Origin of the sequence: Enterobacter cloacae complex sp. SHL012 (genome assembly GCF_049237505.1) — a bacterium.
Taxonomy (GTDB): Bacteria; Pseudomonadota; Gammaproteobacteria; order Enterobacterales; family Enterobacteriaceae; genus Enterobacter; species Enterobacter kobei.
The window spans coordinates 123,137-149,653 of the sequence record NZ_JBMKIZ010000005.1 but is presented as its reverse complement, the minus strand read 5'-3'; the positions used below and the strand labels follow the sequence as shown (position 1 = coordinate 149,653).

Genomic DNA, 26,517 nt, shown 5'->3' with positions numbered 1-26,517 from the left:
GGAATGACTGTTAGCGCGTCGCCTCATTTTGGTGCATCAGGCGCTCAGCGATTCTTCCTCACGCACGCTTGCCGCCAGCTCTTCGCCTGCCAGCTGAAGCTGATACATCTGCCAGTAACGTCCCTTGGCTTCCAGCAGTTCACGGTGCGTACCCCGTTCAACGGCCTGGCCGCGATGTAGCACCAGAATGGTATCGGCATCAACGATGGTGGAAAGACGGTGGGCAATCACCACCAGCGTCGTATGGTCACGCACGGCCGACAGCGCCTGCTGGATGGCCTGCTCGGTACCGGAGTCAATACTGGCTGTCGCTTCATCCAGAATCAGAACCTGCGGCGTTTCAATCAACACCCGCGCCAGGGCGAGGAGCTGTTTTTGCCCGACGGAGAGATTGTTCCCCTGCTCGCCCAGCTTCGTATTGATCCCCTCACTAAACCCGCGCGCCAGATCCGCCAGCTGCACTTTTTCCAGTACCTCCCAGACCTGCTCTTGCGTGTAGTCCCGCCCCAGGGTCACGTTCGCATAGAAGGTATCGGCCAGGACGACCGGATCCTGCTGCACCATCGCGACGCCTTTACGCAACACGTTGTGGCTAAGAGACGCGAGCGGACGTCCGTCGATCCGGATTTCACCGTGCGTAACCGGGTAGTACCCCATTAACAGGCTGGCGAGGGTACTCTTACCGCTTCCCGTATGGCCCACCAGCGCCACGAAACCACGCGACGGAACATCAAGTGAGATATCCTGCAACACCAGCCGGTCTTCGCGATAGGCAAACGAGACATTATCAAAATCAATGGCACCGCTTTGCAAAGGTCGCTCATCGTTGCCGTAGGCCTGTCGCGGCCTGTCCATCAGCTCGAACACACGCTCACCGGCGACCACCGCCTGTTGCAGCATAGACTGCTGGGTGGTGAGCTCGATCAGCGGTTCGTTAAGGCGCCCCAGATAGCTAATAAAGGCGTACAGCACCCCCACTTCAATCGTACCGTTAGCGCTCAGCCCAAACAGCATCAGGAGACCGCAAAGCACCAGCGCAGAGAAAAGGCTCAGCAGCGGACGCAGCAGAAAACCGTCAAGCCGCAGCGTCTGCATGCGTGCCATATAGTGCGAGCGGCTGGCTTCGCCCATCCGTTCACCAAAGCGCGCCTGCTGGCGGAACTGCTGGATAACGCTCATGCCGTTGATGACTTCGTTGAAGCCATCGTTGATGTCGGCCAGATAGGCTCGTACCCGACGCACGATTGGCGTGCTGTAGCGCTGGTAGATGACCATGACGATCAGCACCGCCGGGAAGATCGTGATCGCCACCAGCGCCATGCGCCAGTCGAGACTGAACATTGCCACCAGCATCGCACCAATCAGCGCCGCGCTGCGGAGCACCGTCGCCACCACGGTGACGTACAGATCGCGGATCACCTCGGTATCGTTGGTTACCCGGGAGATAACCTGCCCGACCGGCTGAATATCAAACTCGCTGAGCGGCTGGCGAAGCGCGGCGTCCATTACATCCGTACGCAGCTGCTGAACGACACCGACGGCTGCGCGGTTAAACAGCAGCGACTGCGCATAGTGCAGCCCTGCAGCCGTCAGCTGTAACCCAACGTAAGCGACGCCTAAACCCGCCACCAGCCCCAGGGGCAGGTAGCTTTTGGCGACCATATTGTCGATAAAGTAACTGATGAGCAGCGGCCCGCTCACTTCTGCAATCGCCGCTATCCAGAGTAAAAGCACGGCCACGGACAGCGGTTTACGCCACGGCGAGCCGTAGGCCAGCAGACGTTTGAGCGTCGGCCACATCGTTCCGAGCTTACGCATTAGCGGCCTCCTCATTCTGTTCGGGGGCATCGTCCAGCGCCGCTTCAAGCTGTTGATAGCGATACATATCGCGATACCAGCCCGGTTGCTCAACAAGATTTTCATGCTGCCCGCGCTGGGCAATGTGCCCGTGCTGCAATACCAGAATTTCGCTGGCTTCGGTCAGCGCCGACAAACGGTGAGCGCTGATAATCACCGTGCGACCGTCACCCCACTGACGCAGGTTATGCAGGATCTGGTGCTCGGTACGGCCATCCACAGCGGAGAGCGCATCATCCAGGATCAGGATTTCGGCATTCAGCAGCAGCGCACGGGCAATCGAAATACGCTGTTTCTGCCCGCCGGACAGCATGACGCCACGCTCTCCGACTTCCGTTTCGTACCCCTGCGGCAGACGCAAAATATCATCATGCACGCTGGCTAAACGCGCCACATGCTCGATCTCCTCCTGCGTCGCCGCAGGGCATCCGAGGGCGATGTTATTCGCCACGGTGTCCGAAAATAAAAACGGCGTCTGGCTGACCACCGCCAGGCGGCCACGCCACTCATCCAGCAGCAGGTTCTTCAGGGGGATATCATGGAAACGAATATCCCCTTCGGTGACGTCAAAGTGGCGCTGGAGCAGAGAGAGGACGGTACTTTTTCCGGCCCCCGTCGGACCACAAATACCCAACATCTGGCCGGGCTGAAGCGTAAAGCTAACGTTCTCCAGTACCGGATGCGCCGTCTGCGGATAGACAAATTGACGGACGTCGACCTTCATTACGCCACGCCCTTCCGGGACCGCTTCGCTGCCGTCAGTCACCACCGGCGCTTCGGCCAGCATGGCGCGAATGCGGCTGTAGGCGGCGCTGCCCCGCTCCACAATGTTGAACATCCAGGCTAAAGCCAGCATCGGCCAGATCATCAGCCCGAGATACATCGCAAAACTGGTCAATTGTCCCAGGGTTAACGTCCCCTGTACCACCATCCAGCTACCGCCTCCGATAGCCAGCAGGTTAGCCATGCCAATCGCAACATAGATTGTCGGGTCAAAACGGGCGTCAATGCGCGCGACGCGCATGTTCTTCGCCCCCGTGTCTGCCGCATCGGCGGCAAACAGCGCGGACTGCCGGTCCTCCAGACCAAAGGCTTTGATCATGCGAATGCTGGTCATGCTCTCCTGAGTGCGATCGTTCAGAGACGAAAATGCCGCCTGCGCCAGTTTGAAGCGCTCGTGCAGCTGTTCGCCGTAGCGATTGATCGCCAATGCCATCAGCGGCATCGGCAGCAGCGCCAGAAGGGTCAACTGCCAGCTGATCTGCGTGGACATGACAATCAATACCGCACAGCCCATCACCAGCGAATCCACCAGCGTTAATACCCCTTCTCCGGCGGCGAAGACCACGCGATCAACATCGTTCGTGGCTCGGGCGATGAGGTCCCCGGTGCGATGGCGCAGATAAAATTCGGGATGCTGTCGGCTCAGCTGGCGGTAAAAATCTTCACGCAGCTCAACGGCCAACTGATAGGACGCACCAAACAGCAGCACGCGCCAGACGTAGCGCAGGAGATAAACAATGACGGCCGTCAGCACCAGCGTGCCGACCCACATCAACACCCGTGCGGTGGTGTAATGCTGTTCGGTGACGCCATCCACGACGTACCCCACCACTTTCGGCGGGATCAGCTGCAGAATGGCAATGATAATAAGCAGGGCCACTGCACCGAGGTAGCGTTGCCACTCCCGACGAAAGTACCAGCTTAATTGGGCAAATAATCGCACGCGGTTTGTTCCTGAAGGTTTTTTACGAAGTTATTCAATGGGTAAGGCTGTGGTGTACTTAATCTGTTCCATGGCGAAGCTTGAGGTAACGTCTGATAAGCCCGGGACGCTGTTCACCAGCCGCTTGTAGAAGTCATCATAGCGCTTCATGTCTGCCACCTGGACGCGCATCAGGTAATCGTACTCGCCGGCCATTCGCCAGAAACCGAGCACCTCGGGCATCTCAGAGACCTGAGTAACAAAGCGGCAATACCACTCGCTGCTGTGGTGCTGGGTTTTAATCAGCACAAATGCCGTCAACCCAAGCCCCAGTTTTTCGGGATCGAGCAGCGCGACGCGCCCCAGCAAAATGCCATCATCTTCGAGCTTCTTAAGGCGCTTCCAGCACGGTGTGGTGGTCAGATTAACGGCATCTGCCAGCGCCTGCAAAGAGAGGGTACAGTCACTTTGCAGCAAGGAAAGGAGCTTACGGTCAATTTTATCTAGCATACCCACCTCACAGAGAAAATTTTTCTCCCTTCATTCTATTTTAAAGGCCAGATAGCAACAATTTTTTCTGTGCTTTTCGCTATGCTGGGCACAAAATGACAAACGGATAATTACGATGAATAGCACCTGGGTTAAACATGCCATCAGCGAAATCAATGCCGACTACCAGCGTTCGGCGGATACCCACCTGATCCGCCTTTCCCTGCCGGGATTTGACGGTATTCAGCTCTATCTGAAGGATGAAAGCACCCATCCGACCGGCAGCCTGAAGCATCGCCTGGCGCGCTCACTGTTTTTATACGGTTTATGTAACGGCTGGATCAAAGAAGGCACTCCCATTATTGAATCCTCGTCCGGTTCAACCGCCGTGTCCGAAGCCTATTTTGCCCGCCTGCTGGGCCTGCCGTTTATCGCGGTGATGCCCTCCTGCACTGCAAAACGCAAAATCGAGCAGATCGAATTTTACGGCGGTCGCTGCCACTTCGTTGAGAGTGCCTGCGAAATCTACGCCGCCTCTGAAATGCTGGCCCGTGAGCTCAACGGCCACTATATGGACCAGTTTACCTTCGCCGAACGCGCAACGGACTGGCGCGGCAATAACAACATCGCTGACAGTATTTTCCGCCAGATGACCCACGAGCCGCACCCCGTGCCGTCGTACATTGTGATGAGCGCCGGTACCGGTGGCACCTCAGCCACCATAGGACGCTACATTCGCTGTCAGGGCTACGATACCCAACTGATGGTGGTTGACCCGCAAAACTCGGTGTTCCTCGACTACTGGCAGAGCCGCGATGCCGATCTTCGCAGCCCGTCAGGCAGTAAAATTGAAGGAATTGGCCGCCCGCGCGTGGAACCGTCATTCATCCCGGATGTAGTGGATGAAATGCTGCGCGTGCCGGATGCCGCCAGCGTGGCAACCGCACACTGGCTGGAAACCCAGCTTGGCCGCAAAGTCGGGGCATCGACAGGCACCAATATGTGGGGCGCACTGCATCTGGCGGCACGCATGCGTGAGGAAGGGCGTACCGGCTCCATCGTCACGCTGCTGTGCGACAGCGGCGAGCGCTACCTTGAGACCTACTACAATGCAGAATGGGTACAGGCTAACATCGGCGACATCACGCCGTGGAAAGTGCAGATTGCACAGCTGCTGAAATAAAAAAAAGCCAGACCGACGTCTGGCTTGCTGGAAGGCGCTCGCTATTCGGGGGAATAAGGGAGGTTGTTGTTGTCCAGCCAATGAGTCAAAAAATGGGACACCGCTTCGTTACCGCAGTGTCCGATAACGGGCAGATGAGGAAGCTCGGCAATCAGCTGCGGCATCGCATTCCCCATAATCAAGCCGCGCCCCACGCTGCCCAGCATCTCTCGGTCATTCATGGCGTCGCCAAATGCCATACAATCCTGCAGCGTTAAGCCCAGATGGTCGCTCAGTACCGCCAGGGCGGAACCTTTGTTACAGCCCACGCGTAATACTTCCAGACAATCTACCGCCGAGAAGGTCAGATGCGCCCGGTTGCCGAGCGCCTCATTTAACTGGATGCGCAGGCGTCGCAGATCGTCGTGATCGCCACAGAAGCAAATCTTGGTCACCGCGTGGGCGGGGATCCGGCGCAGATCGATAAGCTGATATTTAAAACCGCTATAGACATGCGCATGCAGTAACTCGGGGATTTCGCTTCCGGTAAACCAGCCTTGATCGTTAAAAACGTGGACACTGGCCTGTGTGTCCCAGGTGCTGTGCAGGACGATATCCGCCACTTCCGGGTTAAGATCCTGACGGTGCAGTACCTCCCCTTCGACGGTGTGAATGCGCGTTCCGTTTCCGGTGATCAGAAAAGCATCAAGAGAAAACGCGCCCAGTAAATGGCGCATCTCCAGAACATGTCGGCCGGTGGCAAATGTCAGAGTGACATCTCGCTCGCGCAGGCGCTTCAGGGCACTCAGCGTTTTCTCTCCCAGACGGTGATCCGGCATTAACAGCGTGCCGTCCATATCAAATGCAGCGAGGCGGGCCATGATGACTCCTGAAATGTGATGCGATTAGCTTGTGCATCAGTATCAGGTGAGATATACGGAAGTAATAGTGAATAGATGATAATTATTGTTCCGGGTTTCTATGCGTCAGCTTAACCGTCTTAACCAGTATCACCGTTTATGGCAGCCGTCCGAAGGTGCGACGCAGCAGGTCACTATCAGCGAGCTGGCAGCCCGCTGTTTTTGTAGCGAGCGGCATGTCCGAACGCTGCTGCGTCAGGCTCAGGAGGCGGGCTGGCTGAGCTGGCGCGCGCAGTCTGGTCGCGGCAAGCGCGGCGAACTGACGTTCCATGCCACCCCGGAGTCCCTGCGCAATATGATGATGGAAGAAGCGCTGAAGAGCGGACAGCAGCATAACGCGCTGGAGCTGGCCCAGCTTGCGCCTGACGAGCTGCGTTCGTTACTGCATCCGTTTTTGGGTGGGCAATGGCAAAACGACACGCCGACGCTGCGCATCCCCTACTATCGCTCGCTGGAACCCCTTCAGCCGGGTTTTTTACCGGGCCGGGCCGAGCAACATCTGGCAGGACAGGTGTTCTCAGGCTTGACGCGATTTAACGGTAACAGCAGTGAACCCACCGGCGATCTGGCGCATCACTGGGAGGTCTCTGCTGACGGGCTGCGCTGGCATTTCTATATTCGCTCCACGCTGCACTGGCATGACGGCGATAAAATAGAAACGGCGCAACTCCAGCGAAGCCTGACGGCGTTGTTAGCGCAGCCCATCATGCGAACGCTTTTTCAGAGCGTCTTGTCTGTCGAAACCACACATCCGCAATGTCTGACGTTTGTTTTACATCAACCGGACTACTGGCTGGCGCACAGGCTGGCAACCTACTGTAGCCGTCTGGCGCATCCCGATCGCCCGGTCGTCGGCAGTGGTCCCTTCCGGTTGACCCTCTTTGAGCCCGACCTGGTACGCCTGGAAAGCCATGAGCAGTACCACCTGAGTCATCCGCTGCTTAAGGCCATCGAGTACTGGATCACTCCCCAGCTTTTTGATTACAGGCTGGGTACCAGCTGTCGCCACCCGGTGCAAATCGCCATTGGCGAGGCCGATGAGCTCGAAAGCCTGCGGCTGGTGAGCAGCAGCACCAGCCTGGGCTTCTGTTATCTCACGATGAAACAGAGCGCGCGGCTGAGTGAGATCCAGGCAAAGCGGCTGATTAATATCATTCATCTCTCCAGGCTTCTGCACACGCTTCCGCTCAACGAAGGGCTCATCACGCCAACTCATGAACTGCTTCCCGGCTGGACAATCCCGGAATGGCCTGATTTAACGGACATTGCCCTCCCTGAGGCGTTGACGCTGGTTTATCATCTGCCCGTTGAGCTTCACACCATGGCCAGCCAGCTGAAGGAGTACCTCGCCCTGCAGGGTTGTGAATTGACCGTCATCTTTCACGACGCGAAGACGTGGGATGGATGCCAGCAGCTTGCCGATGCAGACATCATGATGGGAGATAAGCTGATTGGCGAAGCGCCAGCGTATACGCTTGAGCAGTGGCTCCGCTGTGATGCGCTTTGGCCGCATGTGTTAAGCGCACCGGCTTACGCCCATTTGCAAGCCACGCTGGATGCGGTGCAGGCCCAAGCCGAGTCCCGGGACCGGCACGCGGGGCTGCAAGCCATTTTCAGCCGCTTAATGGAGAACGCGGTGTTGACGCCGCTCTTTAATTATCAGTATCAAATCAGCGCGCCGCCAGGCGTAAACGGGATACGCCTTAACACCCGCGGCTGGTTTGATTTTACCGAAGCCTGGCTGCCTGCCCCCAAATCGTGAAGAAGCTGGTCGCCGCCGTAGCCAGGCGGTAACATAACGTTTTTACCGTAACTGTTGAGATGATTTATGAAACGTGCCGTCGTCGTGTTCAGCGGAGGACAAGACTCTACTACTTGCCTGGTTCAGGCCCTTCATCAGTATGATGAAGTTCACTGTGTGACCTTCGATTATGGTCAGCGCCACCGCGCTGAAATCGACGTTGCCCGTGAACTGGCCCTCAAACTGGGGGCACGCGCGCACAAGGTGCTGGACGTTACGCTGTTAAATGAACTGGCTGTCAGTAGCCTCACCCGCGACAGCATTCCTGTACCGGATTATGAACCCGATGCCAGCGGCATTCCGAATACCTTCGTACCGGGCCGCAATATTCTGTTTCTGACCCTGACGGCGATCTACGCCTACCAGGTGAAAGCCGAAGCGGTAATCACCGGCGTATGCGAAACAGACTTCTCCGGCTACCCTGACTGCCGTGACGAATTCGTGAAAGCATTAAACCACGCCGTCAATCTGGGCATGGCGAAAGAGACGCGCTTTGAGACGCCGTTGATGTGGCTGGATAAAGCCGAAACCTGGGCCCTGGCGGACTACTGGGGCAAGCTGGATCTGGTTCGCAGTGAAACCCTCACCTGCTATAACGGCATCAAAGGCGACGGTTGCGGCCAGTGCGCGGCCTGTAATCTTCGCGCTAACGGGCTGAACCACTATCTGGCCGATAAAGTTGGCGTGATGGCCGCAATGAAGCAAAAGACCGGGCTTAAATAACGCTACTTAACCGTGCTGTCGAACAGTTTTACGCCGGCAGCACGGGTCACTTTCATTAGCGTCGTCAGCGTTGGGTTGCCGTTGTCAGATAAGGTTCGGTATAACTGTTGGCGGGACAGACCGGATTTGGCGGCAATTTCACCTATGCCACCGCGGGATTCGATGACCTGACGGAGTGCAATGAGATAGGCAGGGATCCCCTGGTCTTCATAGATCTCCTCCAGGGCTGTTTGCAGATAAAGCTGAGCACAGGAGGGATCCTCACGCAGCATTTTCACAACAGCATCATGGTGACTAACAGAACTTGAATATTTTCGTTCAGCGGCACTCATCTGATTATCCTTTTGATTGATGATCGTTCCAGAAGTCTATCGCCAGTTGAATATCTGCTTTCTGGCTCTTTTTGCCACCACCCACAAGTAACAATAAAACCTGCCGATTTTCTACCGCAAAATAGATCCTGTAGCCGGGACCACTGTCGATGCGCATCTCCCAGATACCTTCCCTGAGATATCGGTAATCGCCAAAATTACGTTTTATCGCACGGTTAACCCGTACAAGGATCCGGAAAACAACATCCGGATCCTTTCGCTTCATCTTCGCTACCCACTCCTCAAATGGCACTTTTCCGTCACGGGTACGGTAGCGTTCAACAACGTAGTCCCTGTCCATGATTCTATCCCTGGAAAAACGTTTTGTCTTTTATAAAAGACAAAATTTCTAAACGATCATCAGCTCCAGCTTCTCCCGCAACGCCCCTTCCAGCGGCAGAGCCTTCTGGGTTTTCAGATCGATACAGACAAAGGTGATCAGTGCATCAGCCACCACCTCCCCTTCAGGATCGAGCGTCACCACCTGGCTTAATACACCACTCTTGCCGTTGAGCTGTTGCACCTGACTGGTCACCGTGAGTACATCACCCAGCACAGCCGGGCGGCGGTAGTTGATGTTGATATTGACGACCACGAACGCGATGTTATGCGCGGTCAACCACTGAAAGCTTTCGCTGTTTTCCAGCCCGTCCCAGCGCGCTTCTTCAAGGAACTCAAGATAGCGGGCGTTGTTAACGTGCTGGTAAACATCAAGGTGGTAACCACGTACTTTGATTTTTGTCTGCATAGCGCAATAGCCTTTACTGTTGTTATAGGATCAGAGGTCATAACTGGTATGACCTCTTTATCCTGGCAAATTATCGCCGCAGTGCAAGTAATTGTGAGATTACAACGTCAGGTGTGAGAGGTTACGCTCCACCAGCGCGCTGCCCATGCCCGGAACCTGTTTGAGGTCGTCAACAGTTTTGAAAGGACCATACTCTTCGCGGTAGCTGACGATGGCCTGGGCTTTTTTCAGGCCGACACCATTCATTGCGCGGGCGAGATCTTCCGCAGAGGCCGAATTGATACTGACCCGCGTACCGTCATCATCCGCCGTTTTACCGGCATCAGCCGCTTTGGATTGTCCTTGCACTGACGCTGAGGCGTCAGACTTGCTCTGCACCGTCTGTGCTTTGGCAGCGGGCGTCGCGGCCAGCGCGCTCGTGGTCATCCCGGTGGTTGCAATAGCCAGCGCAATTAACAGTGCTTTGATTCCACATTTCATGCTGTTTTCTCCTTGTTTGTTGACAGCCACGTCACGATAGCCGCCCGGAAAAACAGCTACAAACAGCAGATTGCAGAAATGGAAAAGGCCGCGAAAGCGGCCTTTAGTTTTTGCAGAGCGTTACGAAAATCTGCGAGCAGAGACGTAATTATTGCTGCTGAGTCATCACATCGCCCAGCTTGATTTTGGCGTCTTTACGCAGGTTGCTCATCATGGCTTCGAAAGCAATCTGAGCATTGTTCTGGGTAATGCCCTGAACCATCGCCTTCTTCTGCGCTTCTGGCAGGGTACCGGCTTTTACTTCGTCCAGCGCCAGCAGAACAACGTTACCCTGCATATCGGTGGTGGTGCCGAAGCTTGGTTTGTCCTTCGCCGGCAGAGTCAGGCCAAACGCAGCCTGGCTGATGGGGTCCTGACCGGTACGGCTCAGCGTTTTCGCTTCACCGAAGCTCAGGCCTGCCGCTTTCAGCGCATCGTCTTTGCCCGCTTTCAGATCAGCCAGAATCTTCTCAGCATCCAGTTTCGCCTGCTGTTCCGCTTTGTTGTGCTTAACCTGAGCGGCAACCTGATCCTTCACTTCTGCCAGCGGTTTGACCGCTTCCGGCTTGTGCTCGCTGACGCGCAGCACGAACGCACGGTCACCGTCGACGGTAATGATGTCAGAGTTGCTGCCTGGCGTGCCGTTCTCGCCCACCAGACCACCGTTAAAGATGGCGTCTGAAACCGGTTTAAAGTTCAGCTCTTCCGGCAGGTTATCACGACCAAACCAGCCCGTCTCAACCGCTTTCACCCCAGCAGCCTGCTCTGCACCCGCCAGCGATTCGTTGTCGTTGCTGGCGGCATCGCTCACCTTCTGTTGAAGTGCGTAGTAGGCATCCAGCGCTTTTTCCTGTTTCACTTTCGCCGCGATATCATCACGAACGTCAGCCAGCGGCTTGGTTTTCGCCGCGGTGATGTCGTCCAGACGCGCGACCAGGAAACCAACGGAAGACTTAATGACACCAGAAAGCTGGCCTTTCTCTTTCAGACCCGCATTTTTCAGTTCGTCCGGCGTGGTTGCGTCTTCCAGCCAGCCCATATCACCGCCGTTTTTGGCAGAGATAATATCGGTGGATTTTGCTTTCGCGAGGGTGGCGAAATCAGCCCCTTTATTCAGCTCATCCAGTACCGCTTTGGCGTCAGCCTCGGTTTTAGTCTGAATCACGCTGTAGCGGTTACGCTGCGGCTGAGTGAACTGATCCTGATGCTGATCGTAGTAAGACTGAATTTCTGTATCAGACGCCGTTTCCTGCAGCCCGGCAGCATCCAGCTTGATGTAGCTCACGCGGAACTGCTCTGGAGAAACGAAGGTATTTTTGTTCTGCTCGTACCAGGCGTTCAGTTCCGCGTCGCTGACCTGCTGTTTGGCCGCCAGGGCGTTAACATCAATGGTCGCTTCACGGACAACGCGCTGCTGCGCCACCAGCGCGGCAAGCTCTTCCGTCTCACCTTTGAGCATGAAATCGGTGCCCACAACGGCATTGATAAGCTGCTGAGTGGTCAGTTGGTTACGCAGCGCCTGAGCGTATTGGTCGGCCGTCATGCCCATCTGGTTGACGATGCTATTGTAACGGGCGTTGTCGAATTTACCGTTTGACTGGAATGCCTGAGTGGCGAAGATCGCTTTTTTCACCTGCTCATCGCTGATGCCAAGGCCCAGCTTTTTGGCATACTGATCCAGTAACGCTTCGTCGATAAGACGGTTCAGCGTCTGTTGGCGCAGGGTCTTCATATACCCTTCATTCGCCGCCAGTTCAGAGAATTGGTCGCCCAGCTGTTGCTGCATACGGTTACGTTCACCGGCAAAAGCATTCTCGAACTGACCACGGCTGATCTCCTGGCCATTCACTTTTGCGGCATAGTTCGCGCCACCGCCAATAAGGTAACTGCTCACGCCGGTCAATATGAACGACACGATAATGATACCGAAAATAATCTTGAGCACGAGACTGTTAGCAGCCGTGCGTAAGCTGTCCATCATGGTGTAACAACACTCCGCTGTAGGTGACTGGTTACCTGACGCTGACGGAAAATCCTGGCCGTCGCGCGTAAAGGCGTATTGTGACAAGAAAACGGGGCGATTGTCAGCCCACAACTCGCATAAACTCGCACAAATCAGGTCTGGACAAACAAAAAAGGCACATCAAATGATGCGCCCTTGTACTTTCCGGCTTCCCTGAAACGGGAAAGCAATCAATTTACTGCGTCTTTCAGCGCTTTACCTGCACGGAAACCCGGCACTTTAGCAGCAGCAATGGTGATCTCTTTACCGGTCTGAGGGTTGCGGCCAGTACGGGCAGCACGCTCTTTAACAGCAAAAGTACCGAAGCCTACCAGTGCAACGTCGTCTCCAGCCTGCAGAGATTCAGTAACAGAAGCAATTAATGCATCTAACGCACGTCCAGCTGCAGCTTTAGAAATATCAGCACCAGCAGCAATTTTGTCAATCAGTTGAGATTTATTCACTGTTCTCTTCCTCTCTTTATAATTTATATCGCGTCTGAGTCCTTCACAACGCGACCGCGCAGCAGTTATATCAGGCCTGCCATGACCTTACAACACCCGTTGTTGATGGCTGACCTAATCAGCAATCTAAATTAGCTATACAAAAAAAGGCTGGCAAGTGCGAAATGCCTTACCAGCCTTGTTTTTATTGACGCTCTTTGCGCGAGGTCACTATTTTGCGGTTACAACCTGCATTCCGGACGGTTCATTCTGCAATGCGAGAGTAAGAACTTCCTCAATTCGCTTAACAGGATGAATCTGCAGATCGGCAATTACGTTGTCCGGAATCTCTTCCAGATCGCGTTTATTCTCGTAAGGAATCAATACGGTTTTGATCCCACCACGGTGTGCCGCCAGCAGTTTTTCTTTTAACCCGCCGATAGGCAGAACCTGACCACGCAGAGTGATTTCACCGGTCATTGCCACATCAGCGCGTACCGGGTTGCCTGTCAGACAGGAGACCAGCGCCGTACACATGGCAATACCCGCGCTTGGACCATCTTTCGGCGTCGCCCCTTCCGGGACGTGAACGTGGATGTCGCGTTTTTCGTAGAAATCCGGGTTAATACCCAGTTTTTCCGCGCGCGCGCGCACCACGGTCAGCGCCGCCTGAATGGACTCCTGCATCACTTCACCCAGCGAGCCGGTGTAGGTCAGCTTGCCTTTACCCGGCACGCAGGCGGTTTCGATGGTCAGCAGATCGCCGCCCACTTCCGTCCATGCCAGACCGGTCACCTGGCCTACGCGGTTTTCGTTATCCGCACGACCATAGTCAAAGCGCTGAACGCCCAGGTAGGCATGCAGATTGTCGCCGTTGATCACAATGTGTTTCAGGCTCTTATCCAGCAGCAGCTGTTTCACCGCCTTGCGGCACAGTTTAGAGATTTCACGCTCAAGGCTACGCACGCCCGCTTCACGGGTGTAATAGCGAATGATGCCGATAATCGCGCTGTCCTCGACGGTCAGCTCGTTGGCTTTCAGTGCGTTACGCTCAATCTGTTTCGGCAGCAGGTGCTGTTTCGCGATATTCAGCTTCTCGTCTTCGGTGTAACCGGAGAGGCGGATCACTTCCATACGGTCCAGCAGCGGGGCCGGAATGTTCATGGAGTTGGAGGTTGCCACGAACATCACATCGCTCAGGTCGTAGTCCACTTCCAGGTAGTGATCGCTGAACGCCACGTTCTGTTCAGGATCAAGCACTTCCAGCAGCGCAGAGGCCGGATCGCCACGCATGTCCGAAGACATTTTGTCGATCTCATCAAGCAGGAACAGCGGGTTTTTAACGCCCACTTTCGCCATCTTCTGGATCAGTTTACCCGGCATAGAACCGATGTAGGTACGACGGTGACCGCGGATTTCCGCTTCATCGCGTACGCCACCCAGCGCCATACGGATATACTTACGTCCGGTCGCTTTGGCGATGGACTGTCCCAGAGAGGTTTTACCCACCCCCGGCGGTCCTACCAGACACAGAATTGGGCCTTTGATTTTGTTTACACGGCTTTGTACCGCGAGGTACTCAAGAATGCGGTCTTTCACGCGTTCCAGGCCGTAGTGGTCGGTATCCAGGATCTCCTGCGCCTGACGCAGGTCTTTTTTGACCTTGCTGCGGGCGTTCCACGGAACCTGCACCATCCACTCAATGTAGCCGCGTACGACGGTTGCTTCAGCCGACATTGGAGACATCATTTTCAGCTTCTGCAGTTCTGCTTCGGCTTTCTCTTTCGCCTCTTTCGGCATCTTCGCCGCGTCGATTTTGCGCTTCAGCGCTTCGTTTTCGTCCGGCGCGTCGTCCATCTCGCCGAGCTCTTTCTGAATCGCTTTCATTTGCTCATTCAGATAGTACTCACGCTGAGATTTCTCCATCTGCTTTTTGACGCGGTTGCGAATACGTTTCTCAACCTGCAGCAGATCGATTTCAGACTCCATCATCGCCATCAGGTATTCCAGACGTTCGTTAACGTCGGACATTTCCAGCACGGACTGTTTGTCAGCCAGCTTCAGCGGCATGTGTGCTGCGATGGTGTCCGCCAGACGCGCAGGATCGTCGATGCTGTTCAGCGACGTCAGCACTTCTGGTGGGATTTTTTTATTCAGCTTGATATAGCCTTCAAACTGGCTAATTGCGGTGCGCACCAGCACTTCCTGCTCGCGCTCATCAAGCTCAGGCGAATCAAGGTACTCTGCCTTGGCAGAGAAATGTTCGCCGTCATCTGACAGAGTGGTAATACGCGCACGCTGCAGCCCTTCGACCAGCACCTTCACGGTGCCGTCAGGCAGCTTCAGCATCTGCAAAATAGAGGCCACGGTCCCGACGGTGAAAAGATCGTTTACACCCGGCTCATCCGTCGATGCTTCTTTCTGTGCCACCAGCATGATTTTTTTATCATGATCCATGGCGGCTTCGAGGCAACGGATAGATTTTTCCCGCCCTACAAACAAGGGTATGACCATGTGCGGATAAACCACCACATCGCGCAACGGCAATACGGGGATTTCAATGCGTTCAGAACGCTCAGGATTCATAGAGCTCTCTCTTAGTTTAGTGTCCGCCAGGTAAGCTGGTCATGTCACTGTACTTCACATAACCATTAACATGTATCCAGTATATGGGGATGTTTCCCACACATTCAACGCTATGAATACGGAAAAAGTAAAGGGGAGATAAAATCCCCCCTTTTTAATTAACTGCTTGTATGATTTGGTGAATTATTCGCCAGATGCCTGCTGGGCTTCCGGTTTACCGTAAATCAGCAGCGGCTTGGTTTGGCCGCTGATTACGGACTCGTCGATAACCACTTTCTCAACATCTTCCATCGACGGCAGATCGTACATGGTGTCGAGCAGCGCCGCTTCAACGATTGAACGCAGACCACGCGCACCGGTTTTACGGATCATCGCTTTCTTAGCAATCGCATCAAGCGCTTCGTCACGGAATTCCAGGTCAACCCCTTCCAGATTGAACAGCGCCTGGTACTGCTTGGTCAGCGCATTTTTCGGCTCTTTCAGGATCTGAATCAGCGCCTCTTCACTCAGCTCATTCAGCGTTGCCACAACGGGCAGACGGCCAATGAACTCAGGAATCAGACCGAATTTGATCAGATCTTCAGGTTCAACCTGCGAAAGCAGTTCGCCTTCGTTCGGTTTTTCGGACGAGGCTTTTACCGTTGCGCCAAAACCAATGCCGGAGCCGGTTTCAACACGGTGGGAAATGACTTTATCCAGACCGGCAAACGCACCGCCACAGATGAACAGGATCTTGGAGGTATCAACCTGCAGGAACTCCTGCTGAGGATGCTTACGCCCCCCCTGCGGTGGAACGGCGGCAACCGTACCTTCGATCAGCTTCAGCAGCGCCTGCTGCACGCCTTCACCCGACACGTCGCGGGTGATGGACGGGTTGTCTGATTTACGGGAGATCTTGTCGATCTCATCAATATAAACAATGCCGCGCTGTGCTTTCTGTACGTCGTAATCGCACTTCTGCAGCAGTTTCTGAATGATGTTCTCAACGTCTTCACCCACATAACCGGCTTCGGTCAGGGTGGTGGCATCGGCCATGGTAAACGGAACATCCAGCAGGCGCGCCAGGGTTTCCGCCAGCAACGTTTTACCGGAACCCGTCGGTCCGATCAGCAGGATGTTACTTTTACCCAGTTCTACGCCATTACTGGTGTCGCCGTTACGCAGACGTTTGTAGTGGTTATATACCGCTACCGCCAGCACTTTCTTCGCCTGCTCTTGTCCGATGACATAGTCGTCAAGGTGATGACGAATTTCATGCGGCGTTGGCAATGCGCTACGCTCACGGTGCGGCGCAACTTCTTTAATCTCTTCGCGAATGATGTCGTTACATAAATCAACACATTCGTCGCAGATATACACGGACGGCCCGGCAATCAGTTTACGCACTTCATGCTGGCTTTTGCCGCAAAAAGAGCAGTACAGCAGTTTGCCCGAACCATCTTTGCGTTTATCTGTCATGAGTCCAAACCTCTTTTTAAGTTCTTTGTGCCGCACATGACGACGCAAATGCCATTCTAAGACGCGTACTGCTTAAAGCAGCGTGCCGCCCTACCTTAGTATAGCGGCACACTCGCGTCGCGGGCATCAATTACGATGGGTCAATACGGAGTCGACTAAGCCGTACTCAACTGCCTCTGGAGCAGAGAGGAAGCGATCGCGCTCGGTATCGCGCTCGATCTGCTCGAGAGATTGACCTGTATGCTGCGCCATAAGTTCATTCATGCGCGCTTTTACTTTCAGAATTTCGCGGGCGTGGATTTCGATATCCGTCGCCTGCCCCTGGTAACCACCCAGCGGCTGGTGAATCATCACACGGGAGTTAGGCAGGCAGAAACGCTTACCTTTCGCCCCTGCGGTTAACAGGAAGGCACCCATGGATGCAGCCTGACCCATACAGATCGTGCTGACATCTGGCTTGATGAATTGCATGGTGTCATAAATTGACATACCCGCCGTAATCACACCGCCTGGCGAGTTGATGTACAGGTAAATGTCTTTTTCCGGGTTTTCCGCTTCCAGGAACAGCATCTGCGCTACGATCAGGTTAGCCATATGGTCTTCTACCTGGCCGGTCAGAAAGATAACGCGTTCCTTGAGCAGACGGGAATAGATATCGAAAGAACGCTCACCACGTGAGGTCTGTTCAATAACCATTGGCACCAGCGCCATATGGGGTGCAAAGTTATCTCGTTCGCCACTGTATGACATTTCCGTCTCCTGGTTCAAAATTGAAAACACCTGCTGTACTGATTGTAACCTTATGGACGGATTATCAGCCAGTCTCAATCATCGTGATTACATACTTATGGGGTTCGCCACGCCCTATTTCAAGCATAACAACCTTTTGTTGTAACGCTAACACTGAAAGGGCGTTTTAGCACCCTTCCAGGACTAAAGCTGCGATAAAAAAAACCCGTCGCCGGAGGGCAACGGGTTTTTTGGTCAAACTTTAAACCGTTAGGGCGTTATTACGCCTGCTGGTTCATCAGTTCGTTGAAAGAGGTCGCTTTTTCGGTCACTTTCGCTTTCGCCAGAACCGCTTCAACAGCCTGCTCTTCCAGTGCGACGTTGCGCATGTTGTCCATCAGCTCTTTGTTCTTACCGTAGAACTCGATCACTTCTGATGGATCTTCGTATGCGGAAGCCATCTCTTCGATCAGGCCTTTCACGCGCTCTTCGTCAGCTTTCAGCTCGTGGGTACGAATCACTTCGCCCAGCAGCAGGCCAACAACAACGCGACGTTTCGCTTGCTCTTCAAACAGCTCGCGTGGCAGTTCCATCGCTTGCTGCTGGTTGCCACCGAAACGCTGTGCAGCCTGACGGCGCAGCACGTCGATTTCGCTGTCGATCAGGGCTGCAGGAACGTCGATGTCGTTCGCTTTCACCAGACCTTCAATCGCCTGAGATTTCACACGGTTACGCACAGCACCGTTCAGCTCGCGCTCCATGTTTTTACGCACTTCGGTACGCAGGCCAGCAACTGAACCATCTTCCACGCCGAAACGCTTGATGAATTCTTCAGTCAGTTCTGGCAGTTCGCGCTCTTCCACTTTCTTCAGGTTGATCACGAACTTCGCTGCTTTACCTTTCAGGTTTTCAGCGTGGTATTCTTCAGGGAAGGTCACGTCGATAGTGAACTCTTCGCCAGCCTTGTGGCCTTTGATACCGTCTTCGAAGCCTGGGATCATACGACCCTGGCCCATTGCCAGTACGAAGTCAGACGCTTTGCCGCCTTCGAACTCTTCGCCGTCTACAGAACCGGTGAAGTCGATGGTCACACGGTCTTCCGCGTGAACAGCGCCTTCTTTCTCTTTCCAGTTCGCCTGCTGCTTGCGCAGGGTGTCCAGCATGCCGTCAACATCTTCGTCAGTCACGGAGACAATCGGTTTTTCAACTTCGATAGATTCCAGACCTTTCAGCTCAACTTCCGGGTACACTTCGAACTCTACGGAGTAAGTGAAGTCTTCGCCCAGTTTGTATTCGCCTGGAACGTAGTTTGGCGCGCCGGCCGGATTGATTTTTTCTTTGATGATCGCATCAATAAAGTTGCGGCTCATCAGTTCACCCAGCACATCCTGACGCACAGAGGCGCCATAACGCTGAGCAACAACATTCATTGGAACTTTGCCCTTACGGAAGCCGTCAATACGTACTTTTTTTGCTACGTTGACCAGCTCGCTTTTCACAGCAGTTTCGATGCTGTCAGCAGCGATAGTAATCGTTACACGGCGGCCAAGGCCTTGAGTGGTTTCAACTGAAACTTGCATCTTGTTACCTCAAAAAAATCACAGTGCTCGGTCAACTCTGAATCTGTCTGTTATACCGGGATGCTCTCTTAGTGCAGATTCACATTCCCTGTCGCCAGAATCATCCCGAAGACATTCAATAAGACGCGGCATTATAGCGGCATCACTTAGGTGAGTCGAGAACGGTTGGGGCATGTTGCTGCGGCTTTTTTCACACTTTAAGGCTATTTTTAGCCTTAAAATCGCTCCATCCGCTCAAAACTCAGACAAAACAAAACGGCCCGGAGGCCGTTTTGAGGAAATCTGTAAGCAACATACTGGAAAAGCTCCAGCCGTTGCAAATCCGATTTATCAGGCGATGGTGCCTGCACCGCGACACGGCGGTGATGCGAAAACCGTATCCTGCAAGCCTTCCCATTCCTTAATGGTGTAGGTATGCAGTGCCAGCGCATGCACGGTGGTGGAGAGTTCTTCCGTCAAGGTGCTGTAGATCAAGCGGTGTCGGTTCAGGAAACGTTCTCCCGTGAAGCGATCGCTAACCAGAACCACTTTAAAGTGGCTTTCAGAACCTGCCGGCACGTTATGACGATAGCTCTCGTCGACGACTTCGAGGAACACAGGGTTGAACGCTGCCCTTAATTTATCTTCTATCTGCTCACGTATCATCATGAAATTACTCCTCCGACAACGCCAGGATGTCACCCATCCCTTTAAATGTTAGCCGCTTTTACCGTTTCCATTACACCTTGACAACAAATATTTAGCTTTCGTCTGATTTTCTCATTCAAACGAATGAAGTTCACTGCGAGACTCATACCTTTCATCATTCGCGAGAGGGGAAATTGGGTAAGCTGGTCAGTTTTCGGACAAGGCGATGAATTTACATGCGTTGACCACTTCCCCTCGCCGTTGGCGATGTTATGATGACGGCAATTTTTCTCTTTATATGCTTACGATTCGTTGAGAACCCGAAAATGTTAAAAAAACTCTTCTTTCCGTTGGTAGCCCTTTTTATGCTGGCAGGCTGTGCAACCCCGCCTACCACCATTGATGTCTCACCCAAAATTACGCTGCCTCAACAGGATCCAAGCCTGATGGGCGTCACCGTGAGCATTAACGGTGCCGATCAGCGTCAGGACCAGGCTCTGGCAAAAGTGACCCGCGATAACCAGCAGGTGACTCTGACCGCGTCCCGCGACCTGCGCTTCCTGCTGCAGGAAGTGCTTGAGAAGCAAATGACCGCTCGCGGCTATATGATTGGCCCAAGCGGTGCGGTTGATCTGCAGATCATCGTTAACAACCTGTACGCAGACGTGTCTCAGGGCAACGTGCGTTACAACATCGCGACCAAAGCGGATATCGCCATCATTGCTACCGCGAAAAACGGTAATAAGATGACCAAAAACTACCGTGCGAGCTACTCTGTCGAAGGCGCGTTCCAGGCATCGAATAAAAATATTGCTGATGCGGTTAACAGCGTGCTGACGGATACCATTTCCGACATGGCGCAGGACACCAGCATCCACGACTTCATCAAGCAGAACGCACGTTAATCCTGCCGACTGACCCGGTGCTTCACCGGGTCAGTTCATAAGAACATGTCCAGCCATTACTTACGTATTTTCCAGCAACCGAAATCAGCGATTCTGCTGATCCTCGGCTTTGCCTCGGGTTTACCTCTCGCGCTCACCTCCGGCACGCTTCAGGCGTGGATGACGGTCGAAAATATCGATCTCAAAACCATCGGTTTCTTCTCGCTTGTCGGTCAGGCCTATGTCTTTAAGTTCCTGTGGTCTCCGGTCATGGATCGCTACACGCCACCTTTCCTGGGACGTCGTCGCGGCTGGTTAGTGATGACGCAAGTCTTGCTGCTGCTGGCCATTGCGGCGATGGGTTTTCTTGAGCCGACCACACAGCTTCGCTGGATGGCCGCACTTGCGGTCGTGATTGCCTTCTGTTCCGCCTCCCAGGATATTGTCTTTGACGCCTGGAAGACGGACGTTTTGCCTGCGGAAGAGCGCGGCGCCGGTGCCGCGATCAGCGTGCTGGGCTATCGCCTCGGGATGCTGGTCTCCGGGGGACTGGCACTGTGGCTGGCTGACCGTTACCTCGGCTGGCAGGGTATGTACTGGCTGATGGCCGCCCTGCTTATCCCGTGCATTATCGCGACGATCTTTGCTCCCGAACCGAGCGATGTCATTCCGGTCCCCCGCTCGCTGGAGCAGGCCGTGGCCGAACCGCTGCGCGACTTTTTTGGTCGCAATAATGCCTGGCTGATCCTGCTGCTCATCGTCCTTTATAAGCTGGGGGATGCGTTCGCCATGAGCCTGACCACCACCTTCCTGATACGCGGTGTCGGTTTTGATGCCGGTGAAGTGGGTGTGGTAAACAAAACGCTGGGACTGTTTGCGACGATTGTGGGCGCGCTGTATGGCGGCGTGCTGATGCAGCGCCTGACCCTGTTTCGCGCACTGCTGATTTTCGGCATCCTTCAGGGAGCCTCTAACGCGGGCTACTGGCTGCTGTCGATTACCGATAAACATATGATCAGCATGGCCGCGGCGGTATTCTTCGAGAACCTCTGCGGCGGCATGGGCACCGCGGCATTTGTTGCCCTGTTGATGACGCTTTGCAATAAATCATTTTCCGCTACGCAGTTTGCGTTGCTCTCGGCGCTCTCTGCCGTGGGTCGCGTGTACGTTGGACCGATTGCGGGCTGGTTCGTGGAAGCCCACGGCTGGCCAACGTTTTATCTCTTCTCTGTCGTGGCTGCCGTGCCGGGAATTTTATTGCTGCTGGTCTGCCGTCAGACGCTGGAATATACGCAGCGGACCGAACACTTTATGCCGCGCACCGAATATCATACCGCCTACCGTTTTGCGTTACGTCTGTTAATGGTGGGCTGCGTTGCTCTGGCACTCTGGCTTGTGGTGCTGATTATTAACGCCAGCACGTCACTGGCACTCCCGTTCGAAGCGCTTCTTCTGGACGCGGGCGCCCTGCTGGCTATTGCCGGGATCCTGACCGGGGGTCTGCTCGATTTCATGGCGTTGCGTAAAACGCAGATGACCTGAAGAAAAATGCGAAAGGTTATTTCCCGTTGTAATCACTAACCGAAATTATAACGGCGAAATAGCCAGCGCCCCCCCAAAAAAATATTTGTTGTTTTGTGCGGGATAGGATTTGGAAATTATTGGCTCCAGTTCCAAAACGCTATTTTTCATTAAACGATTCAGCATCCGATAGTTTGATTTTTCGTTTTTTAGATGTCTTTTTATTGATAATTAATTGTTAATTTTTTGTTTATTTTTAACAATGGTTATACCAATTGTCCCTTTTAGGGTATGCTTGGGGGTCCTTTCGTTATAAAGCCCACGCCATGCGGCTTCTGTCATAAAAACCGACATAATTTGCAACACTTGTGACACGTGCGGCAGAACCCGGTAACACCTTCCTGACACAGGCCTAATGATGTTTACAGTAATGTAACCTTCCCGTAAAATGCCCCCACACTTTAAACGCCACCAGACTCCGTGGAATTGAGGTCGTTAAATGAGACTCGGGAAATACAATAAAAGTTTGGGATGGTTGTCATTATTCGCGGGCACTGTATTACTCAGTGGCTGCGATTCTGCACTACTAGACCCCAAAGGACAGATTGGACTGGAACAACGTTCACTGATACTGACGGCTTTTGGCCTGATGTTGATTGTGGTTATTCCTGCCATTTTGATGGCTGTTGGTTTCGCCTGGAAGTATCGTGCGAGCAATAAAGATGCGAAGTATAGCCCTAACTGGTCACACTCCAATAAAGTGGAAGCTGTGGTCTGGACGGTACCTATTCTGATCATCCTGTTCCTTGCCGTACTGACCTGGAAAACCACTCACGCACTTGAGCCAAGCAAACCACTGGTTCACGATGAGAAACCTATTACCATTGAAGTGGTCTCCATGGACTGGAAATGGTTCTTCATCTATCCAGAGCAGGGTATTGCTACCGTGAATGAAATCGCCTTCCCGGCGAACACTCCGGTTCAGTTCAAAGTGACCTCCAACTCCGTAATGAACTCCTTCTTCATCCCACGTCTGGGTAGCCAGATCTACGCGATGGCCGGTATGCAGACTAACCTGCATCTGATCGCGAATGAAGCAGGCACCTATGATGGTATCTCCGCCAGCTATAGCGGCCCGGGCTTCTCAGGTATGAAGTTCAAAGCTATTGCAACGCCAGACCGTGCCGCTTTCGACCAGTGGGTTGAAAAAGCGAAGCAGTCTCCAAACACCATGTCTGACATGGCGGCGTTCGAAAAAGTGGCTGCACCTAGCGAATACAACAAGGTGGAGTACTTCTCTAATGTGAAACCTGATTTGTTCAAAGATGTCATTGGCAAATTTATGGATCACGGCAAGAGCATGGACATGACCCAGCCTGAAGGCGAGCACAGCGCGCATGAAGGTATGGAAGGCATGGACATGAGCCACGCGGAAACCGCTCACTAAGGGGCCGAGGAAGAAAATGTTCGGAAAATTGACACTGGATGCAGTGCCCTACCATGAACCGATTATCGTGGTTACGGTGGCTGCAATTATCATTGGTGGCGCGGCCTTACTGGCCCTGATCACTTACTTCGGTAAGTGGAGCTACCTGTGGAACGAGTGGCTGACTTCGGTTGACCACAAAAAACTCGGTATCATGTACTGCATCGTCGGTATCGTCATGTTAATTCGTGGCTTTGCGGATGCGATCATGATGCGTAGCCAGCAAGCACTCGCTTCTGCGGGTGAAGCCGGCTTCCTGCCGCCGCACCACTACGATCAGATCTTTACCGCTCACGGCGTTATCATGATCTTCTTCGTAGCGATGCCGCTGGTTATCGGTCTGATGAACGTGGTCGTTCCGCTGCAAATCGGCGCGCGCGACGTGGCGTTCCCGTTCCTGAACAACCTGAGCTTCTGGTTCACGGTTGTCGGCGTTATCCTGGTTAACCTGTCACTGGGTGTGGGCGAATTCGCGCAGACCGGCTGGCTGGCATACCCGCCGCTATCAGGAATTGAGTACAGTCCGGGCGTTGGCGTTGACTACTGGATCTGGGCGCTTCAGCTCTCCGGTGTCGGTACCACCCTGACCGGTATCAACTTCTTCGTGACCATTATCAAGATGCGTGCCCCTGGCATGACCATGTTCAAGATGCCGGTATTTACCTGGGCATCTCTGTGCGCCAACATCCTGATTATTGCCTCTTTCCCAATTCTGACCGTCACCATCGCGCTGCTGACCCTGGACCGCTACCTGGGCACCCATTTCTTCACGAATGATATGGGTGGCAACATGATGATGTACATCAACCTGATTTGGGCCTGGGGTCACCCGGAAGTGTACATCCTGGTTCTGCCTGTCTTCGGTGTGTTCTCCGAAATCGCGGCAACCTTCTCGCGTAAACGTCTGTTTGGTTACACCTCTCTGGTGTGGGCAACCGTGTGTATTACCGTTCTGTCGTTCATCGTTTGGCTGCACCACTTCTTCACCATGGGTGCGGGCGCGAACGTAAACGCCTTCTTCGGTATCACTACTATGATTATCGCCATCCCGACCGGGGTGAAGATCTTCAACTGGCTGTTCACCATGTACCAGGGCCGTATCGTGTTCCACTCAGCGATGCTGTGGACCATCGGCTTCATCGTGACCTTCTCCGTAGGTGGGATGACCGGTGTACTGCTGGCGGTACCAGGTGCTGACTTCGTTCTGCACAACAGTCTGTTCCTGATTGCGCACTTCCATAACGTTATCATCGGTGGCGTGGTCTTCGGCTGCTTCGCGGGCGTAACCTACTGGTGGCCAAAAGCGTTCGGCTTCACGCTGAACGAGAAATGGGGTAAACGCGCGTTCTGGTTCTGGATCATCGGCTTCTTCGTGGCATTTATGCCGCTGTACGTGCTGGGCTTCATGGGTATGACCCGTCGTCTGAGCCAGCAGATCGATCCGCAGTTCCACCCAATGCTGATGGTTGCAGCGGGCGGTGCGGTGCTGATTGCCTGCGGTATCGCGTCTCAGCTGATTCAGTTCTACGTGTCTATTCGCGACCGCGATCAGAACCGTGACCTGACCGGTGACCCATGGGGTGGCCGTACGCTGGAGTGGGCGACCTCTTCTCCACCGCCTTTCTATAACTTTGCCATCGTGCCGCAGGTTCATGAACGCGACGCATTCTGGGAAATGAAAGAAAAAGGTGAAGCGTACAAGCAACCTGCTCATTACGAAGAGATCCATATGCCGAAAAACAGCGGTGCGGGCATTGTCATTGCCGCCTTCGCTACGGTATTTGGTTTCGCAATGATCTGGCACATCTGGTGGATGGCGATTGTTGGCTTCGCTGGCATCGTAATCAGCTGGATTGTGAAGAGCTTTGACGAGGACGTGGACTACTACGTACCAGTCCGTGAAGTTGAAAAGCTGGAAAATCAGCATTTCGACGAGATTTCTAAAGCGGGGCTGAAAAATGGCAACTGATACTCTGGCGCACTCAACTGCCCACGCGCATGAACATGCGCACCACGATACAGGACCGACCAAAGTCTTCGGTTTCTGGATCTACCTGATGAGCGACTGCATTCTGTTCTGCTGTCTGTTCGCGACCTATGCCGTTCTGGTGAACGGCACAGCGGGCGGCCCGACCGGCAAGGACATCTTTGAACTGCCGTTCGTTCTGGTTGAAACCGCACTGCTGTTATTCAGCTCTATCACCTACGGCATGGCGGCTATCGCCATGTACAAAAACAACAAGAGCCAGGTTGTCTCCTGGCTGGCGTTGACCTGGCTGTTTGGTGCTGGATTTATCGGGATGGAAATCTATGAATTCCATCACCTGATTATGGAAGGCTTTGGTCCGGATCGCAGTGGCTTCCTGTCCGCGTTCTTCGCGCTGGTCGGTACCCACGGTCTGCACGTGACCTCGGGTCTGATCTGGATGGCAGTACTGATGTTCCAGATCTCCCGCCGCGGCCTGACCAGCACTAACCGTACCCGTATCCTGTGCCTGAGCCTGTTCTGGCACTTCCTGGACGTGGTGTGGATCTGTGTGTTCTCTGTTGTCTATCTGATGGGGGCGATGTAATGAGTCATTCTAACGATCATGGCGCTTCCCATGGCAGCGTAAAAACCTACATGACAGGTTTCATCCTGTCGATCATCCTGACGGTGATCCCGTTCTGGATGGTGATGAGCGGTTCTGCGTCTAAACCGGTTATCCTGGGAGCAATCCTGGTGACCGCGGTGATTCAGATTCTGGTGCATCTGGTTTGCTTCCTGCACATGAACACCAAATCCGATGAAGGCTGGAACATGACGGCCTTTATCTTTACCGTGATTATCATCGCTATCCTGGTAGTCGGTTCCATCTGGATTATGTGGAACCTCAACTACAACATGATGGTTCACTAAGAGCGGC

Annotated in this window: 24 protein-coding genes; 9 read left to right on the top strand and 15 right to left on the bottom strand. The window is 53.9% G+C overall.

Going from position 1 to position 26,517, the window contains the following annotated elements; all coding sequences use genetic code 11:
• Positions 1 to 36: 36 nt before the first annotated feature.
• From ACOTY9_RS17415 to ACOTY9_RS17405, 3 genes are read right to left on the bottom strand one after another with little or no spacing between them, the layout of a single operon-like run.
• The gene (locus tag ACOTY9_RS17415) at positions 37 to 1,818 is read right to left on the bottom strand and encodes a SmdB family multidrug efflux ABC transporter permease/ATP-binding protein (protein ID WP_014882786.1); all 1,782 of its coding nucleotides are present in this window, start codon (positions 1,816 to 1,818) and stop codon (positions 37 to 39) included.
• Complete coding sequence (locus tag ACOTY9_RS17410) at positions 1,811 to 3,583, bottom strand: SmdA family multidrug ABC transporter permease/ATP-binding protein (protein ID WP_045134720.1); 1,773 nt, start codon at positions 3,581 to 3,583, stop codon at positions 1,811 to 1,813. The genes ACOTY9_RS17415 and ACOTY9_RS17410 overlap by 8 nt, the downstream gene beginning before the upstream one ends.
• A 30-nt stretch (positions 3,584 to 3,613) precedes the next feature.
• Positions 3,614 to 4,072, bottom strand: coding sequence for an Lrp/AsnC family transcriptional regulator (locus ACOTY9_RS17405; protein WP_008503307.1), 459 nt, complete (start codon positions 4,070 to 4,072; stop codon positions 3,614 to 3,616).
• A gap of 115 nt (positions 4,073 to 4,187) precedes the next feature.
• Between ACOTY9_RS17405 and ACOTY9_RS17400 the strand changes: the two genes are divergently transcribed.
• Complete coding sequence (locus tag ACOTY9_RS17400) at positions 4,188 to 5,234, top strand: PLP-dependent cysteine synthase family protein (RefSeq protein WP_045281687.1); 1,047 nt, start codon at positions 4,188 to 4,190, stop codon at positions 5,232 to 5,234.
• A gap of 41 nt (positions 5,235 to 5,275) precedes the next feature.
• Here ACOTY9_RS17400 and cof read toward each other — a convergent pair whose 3' ends face one another.
• On the bottom strand, positions 5,276 to 6,094 hold the full coding sequence (cof, locus tag ACOTY9_RS17395) for an HMP-PP phosphatase (RefSeq protein ID WP_348565984.1): 819 nt from the start codon (positions 6,092 to 6,094) through the stop codon (positions 5,276 to 5,278).
• 100 nt (positions 6,095 to 6,194) lie between these two features.
• On the opposite strand from cof, the gene ACOTY9_RS17390 reads away from it, so the two are divergent.
• Together ACOTY9_RS17390 and queC are read left to right on the top strand one after the other, a co-directional pair.
• Positions 6,195 to 7,895 carry an SgrR family transcriptional regulator gene (locus tag ACOTY9_RS17390; protein WP_088126519.1) on the top strand — a complete coding sequence of 567 codons (1,701 nt, stop codon included), beginning with the start codon at positions 6,195 to 6,197 and terminating at the stop codon, positions 7,893 to 7,895.
• A 66-nt stretch (positions 7,896 to 7,961) separates the two neighbouring features.
• Complete coding sequence (gene queC, locus ACOTY9_RS17385) at positions 7,962 to 8,657, top strand: 7-cyano-7-deazaguanine synthase QueC (protein WP_023332238.1); 696 nt, start codon at positions 7,962 to 7,964, stop codon at positions 8,655 to 8,657.
• A gap of 2 nt (positions 8,658 to 8,659) precedes the next feature.
• On the opposite strand, the gene ACOTY9_RS17380 is transcribed toward queC, so the two are convergent.
• The 11 genes from ACOTY9_RS17380 to bolA all read right to left on the bottom strand — a co-directional run bounded on the left by ACOTY9_RS17380 (position 8,660) and on the right by bolA (position 19,741).
• The gene (locus ACOTY9_RS17380; RefSeq protein WP_421637390.1) at positions 8,660 to 8,929 is read right to left on the bottom strand and encodes an addiction module antidote protein; all 270 of its coding nucleotides are present in this window, start codon (positions 8,927 to 8,929) and stop codon (positions 8,660 to 8,662) included.
• Between the two features lie 64 nt (positions 8,930 to 8,993).
• The gene (locus ACOTY9_RS17375) at positions 8,994 to 9,329 is read right to left on the bottom strand and encodes a type II toxin-antitoxin system RelE/ParE family toxin (RefSeq protein ID WP_050862453.1); all 336 of its coding nucleotides are present in this window, start codon (positions 9,327 to 9,329) and stop codon (positions 8,994 to 8,996) included.
• A gap of 48 nt (positions 9,330 to 9,377) precedes the next feature.
• The gene (locus ACOTY9_RS17370; RefSeq protein WP_252070346.1) at positions 9,378 to 9,776 is read right to left on the bottom strand and encodes a YbgC/FadM family acyl-CoA thioesterase; all 399 of its coding nucleotides are present in this window, start codon (positions 9,774 to 9,776) and stop codon (positions 9,378 to 9,380) included.
• Between the two features lie 99 nt (positions 9,777 to 9,875).
• Positions 9,876 to 10,256 carry a helix-hairpin-helix domain-containing protein gene (locus tag ACOTY9_RS17365; protein WP_014882777.1) on the bottom strand — a complete coding sequence of 127 codons (381 nt, stop codon included), beginning with the start codon at positions 10,254 to 10,256 and terminating at the stop codon, positions 9,876 to 9,878.
• A 148-nt stretch (positions 10,257 to 10,404) separates the two neighbouring features.
• The gene (gene ppiD / locus ACOTY9_RS17360; RefSeq protein ID WP_023332234.1) at positions 10,405 to 12,276 is read right to left on the bottom strand and encodes a peptidylprolyl isomerase; all 1,872 of its coding nucleotides are present in this window, start codon (positions 12,274 to 12,276) and stop codon (positions 10,405 to 10,407) included.
• 212 nt (positions 12,277 to 12,488) lie between these two features.
• Positions 12,489 to 12,761, bottom strand: coding sequence for a nucleoid-associated protein HU-beta (gene hupB / locus ACOTY9_RS17355; RefSeq protein WP_002444653.1), 273 nt, complete (start codon positions 12,759 to 12,761; stop codon positions 12,489 to 12,491).
• 210 nt (positions 12,762 to 12,971) lie between these two features.
• Positions 12,972 to 15,326, bottom strand: coding sequence for an endopeptidase La (gene lon / locus ACOTY9_RS17350; RefSeq protein WP_014882775.1), 2,355 nt, complete (start codon positions 15,324 to 15,326; stop codon positions 12,972 to 12,974).
• A gap of 183 nt (positions 15,327 to 15,509) precedes the next feature.
• Positions 15,510 to 16,784, bottom strand: a complete 1,275-nt coding sequence (gene clpX / locus ACOTY9_RS17345) for an ATP-dependent protease ATP-binding subunit ClpX (protein ID WP_014882774.1) — start codon at positions 16,782 to 16,784, stop codon at positions 15,510 to 15,512.
• Positions 16,785 to 16,910: 126 nt separating this feature from the next.
• Positions 16,911 to 17,534 carry an ATP-dependent Clp endopeptidase proteolytic subunit ClpP gene (gene clpP, locus ACOTY9_RS17340; RefSeq protein WP_014069126.1) on the bottom strand — a complete coding sequence of 208 codons (624 nt, stop codon included), beginning with the start codon at positions 17,532 to 17,534 and terminating at the stop codon, positions 16,911 to 16,913.
• Positions 17,535 to 17,794: 260 nt separating this feature from the next.
• A complete protein-coding gene (gene tig / locus ACOTY9_RS17335) occupies positions 17,795 to 19,093 on the bottom strand; it encodes a trigger factor (RefSeq protein ID WP_348565983.1) in 1,299 nt (432 codons plus the stop codon).
• Positions 19,094 to 19,423: 330 nt separating this feature from the next.
• A complete protein-coding gene (gene bolA, locus ACOTY9_RS17330) occupies positions 19,424 to 19,741 on the bottom strand; it encodes a transcriptional regulator BolA (protein ID WP_013095855.1) in 318 nt (105 codons plus the stop codon).
• Positions 19,742 to 20,046: 305 nt separating this feature from the next.
• On the opposite strand from bolA, the gene ACOTY9_RS17325 reads away from it, so the two are divergent.
• The 6 genes from ACOTY9_RS17325 (at position 20,047) to ACOTY9_RS17300 (ending at position 26,510) form a co-directional block, all read left to right on the top strand.
• The gene (locus tag ACOTY9_RS17325; protein WP_014882772.1) at positions 20,047 to 20,625 is read left to right on the top strand and encodes a lipoprotein; all 579 of its coding nucleotides are present in this window, start codon (positions 20,047 to 20,049) and stop codon (positions 20,623 to 20,625) included.
• A gap of 45 nt (positions 20,626 to 20,670) precedes the next feature.
• A complete protein-coding gene (gene ampG, locus ACOTY9_RS17320; RefSeq protein ID WP_023332233.1) occupies positions 20,671 to 22,146 on the top strand; it encodes a muropeptide MFS transporter AmpG in 1,476 nt (491 codons plus the stop codon).
• A gap of 478 nt (positions 22,147 to 22,624) precedes the next feature.
• A complete protein-coding gene (cyoA, locus tag ACOTY9_RS17315; protein ID WP_014882770.1) occupies positions 22,625 to 23,572 on the top strand; it encodes a cytochrome o ubiquinol oxidase subunit II in 948 nt (315 codons plus the stop codon).
• A 16-nt stretch (positions 23,573 to 23,588) separates the two neighbouring features.
• Positions 23,589 to 25,580: a cytochrome o ubiquinol oxidase subunit I gene (gene cyoB, locus ACOTY9_RS17310; protein ID WP_014168864.1), complete on the top strand. Its 1,992-nt coding sequence runs from the start codon at positions 23,589 to 23,591 to the stop codon at positions 25,578 to 25,580.
• Positions 25,570 to 26,184 (top strand): cytochrome o ubiquinol oxidase subunit III, encoded by a 615-nt coding sequence (locus ACOTY9_RS17305; RefSeq protein WP_008503324.1) that lies wholly within the window; start codon positions 25,570 to 25,572, stop codon positions 26,182 to 26,184. The genes cyoB and ACOTY9_RS17305 overlap by 11 nt, the downstream gene beginning before the upstream one ends.
• The gene (locus ACOTY9_RS17300; RefSeq protein ID WP_006176899.1) at positions 26,184 to 26,510 is read left to right on the top strand and encodes a cytochrome o ubiquinol oxidase subunit IV; all 327 of its coding nucleotides are present in this window, start codon (positions 26,184 to 26,186) and stop codon (positions 26,508 to 26,510) included. The genes ACOTY9_RS17305 and ACOTY9_RS17300 overlap by 1 nt, the downstream gene beginning before the upstream one ends.
• Positions 26,511 to 26,517 lie beyond the last annotated feature (7 nt).

What these genes read in the sequence shown, in the direction of transcription:
- lon (WP_014882775.1), bottom strand. Translation starts at nt 15,326, where the DNA reads ATGAATCCTGAGCGTTCTGAACGCATTGAAATCCCCGTATTGCCGTTG.
- ACOTY9_RS17325 (WP_014882772.1), top strand. Translation starts at nt 20,047, where the DNA reads ATGTTAAAAAAACTCTTCTTTCCGTTGGTAGCCCTTTTTATGCTGGCA.
- ampG (WP_023332233.1), top strand. Translation starts at nt 20,671, where the DNA reads ATGTCCAGCCATTACTTACGTATTTTCCAGCAACCGAAATCAGCGATT.
- ACOTY9_RS17370 (WP_252070346.1), bottom strand. Translation starts at nt 9,776, where the DNA reads ATGCAGACAAAAATCAAAGTACGTGGTTACCACCTTGATGTTTACCAG.
- ACOTY9_RS17300 (WP_006176899.1), top strand. Translation starts at nt 26,184, where the DNA reads ATGAGTCATTCTAACGATCATGGCGCTTCCCATGGCAGCGTAAAAACC.
- ACOTY9_RS17380 (WP_421637390.1), bottom strand. Translation starts at nt 8,929, where the DNA reads ATGCTGCGTGAGGATCCCTCCTGTGCTCAGCTTTATCTGCAAACAGCC.
- bolA (WP_013095855.1), bottom strand. Translation starts at nt 19,741, where the DNA reads ATGATGATACGTGAGCAGATAGAAGATAAATTAAGGGCAGCGTTCAAC.
- queC (WP_023332238.1), top strand. Translation starts at nt 7,962, where the DNA reads ATGAAACGTGCCGTCGTCGTGTTCAGCGGAGGACAAGACTCTACTACT.
- ACOTY9_RS17400 (WP_045281687.1), top strand. Translation starts at nt 4,188, where the DNA reads ATGAATAGCACCTGGGTTAAACATGCCATCAGCGAAATCAATGCCGAC.
- ACOTY9_RS17405 (WP_008503307.1), bottom strand. Translation starts at nt 4,072, where the DNA reads ATGCTAGATAAAATTGACCGTAAGCTCCTTTCCTTGCTGCAAAGTGAC.
- ACOTY9_RS17390 (WP_088126519.1), top strand. Translation starts at nt 6,195, where the DNA reads ATGCGTCAGCTTAACCGTCTTAACCAGTATCACCGTTTATGGCAGCCG.
- cyoA (WP_014882770.1), top strand. Translation starts at nt 22,625, where the DNA reads ATGAGACTCGGGAAATACAATAAAAGTTTGGGATGGTTGTCATTATTC.
- cof (WP_348565984.1), bottom strand. Translation starts at nt 6,094, where the DNA reads ATGGCCCGCCTCGCTGCATTTGATATGGACGGCACGCTGTTAATGCCG.
- ACOTY9_RS17375 (WP_050862453.1), bottom strand. Translation starts at nt 9,329, where the DNA reads ATGGACAGGGACTACGTTGTTGAACGCTACCGTACCCGTGACGGAAAA.
- clpP (WP_014069126.1), bottom strand. Translation starts at nt 17,534, where the DNA reads ATGTCATACAGTGGCGAACGAGATAACTTTGCACCCCATATGGCGCTG.
- ACOTY9_RS17415 (WP_014882786.1), bottom strand. Translation starts at nt 1,818, where the DNA reads ATGCGTAAGCTCGGAACGATGTGGCCGACGCTCAAACGTCTGCTGGCC.
- clpX (WP_014882774.1), bottom strand. Translation starts at nt 16,784, where the DNA reads ATGACAGATAAACGCAAAGATGGTTCGGGCAAACTGCTGTACTGCTCT.
- ACOTY9_RS17305 (WP_008503324.1), top strand. Translation starts at nt 25,570, where the DNA reads ATGGCAACTGATACTCTGGCGCACTCAACTGCCCACGCGCATGAACAT.
- ACOTY9_RS17365 (WP_014882777.1), bottom strand. Translation starts at nt 10,256, where the DNA reads ATGAAATGTGGAATCAAAGCACTGTTAATTGCGCTGGCTATTGCAACC.
- cyoB (WP_014168864.1), top strand. Translation starts at nt 23,589, where the DNA reads ATGTTCGGAAAATTGACACTGGATGCAGTGCCCTACCATGAACCGATT.
- ppiD (WP_023332234.1), bottom strand. Translation starts at nt 12,276, where the DNA reads ATGATGGACAGCTTACGCACGGCTGCTAACAGTCTCGTGCTCAAGATT.
- tig (WP_348565983.1), bottom strand. Translation starts at nt 19,093, where the DNA reads ATGCAAGTTTCAGTTGAAACCACTCAAGGCCTTGGCCGCCGTGTAACG.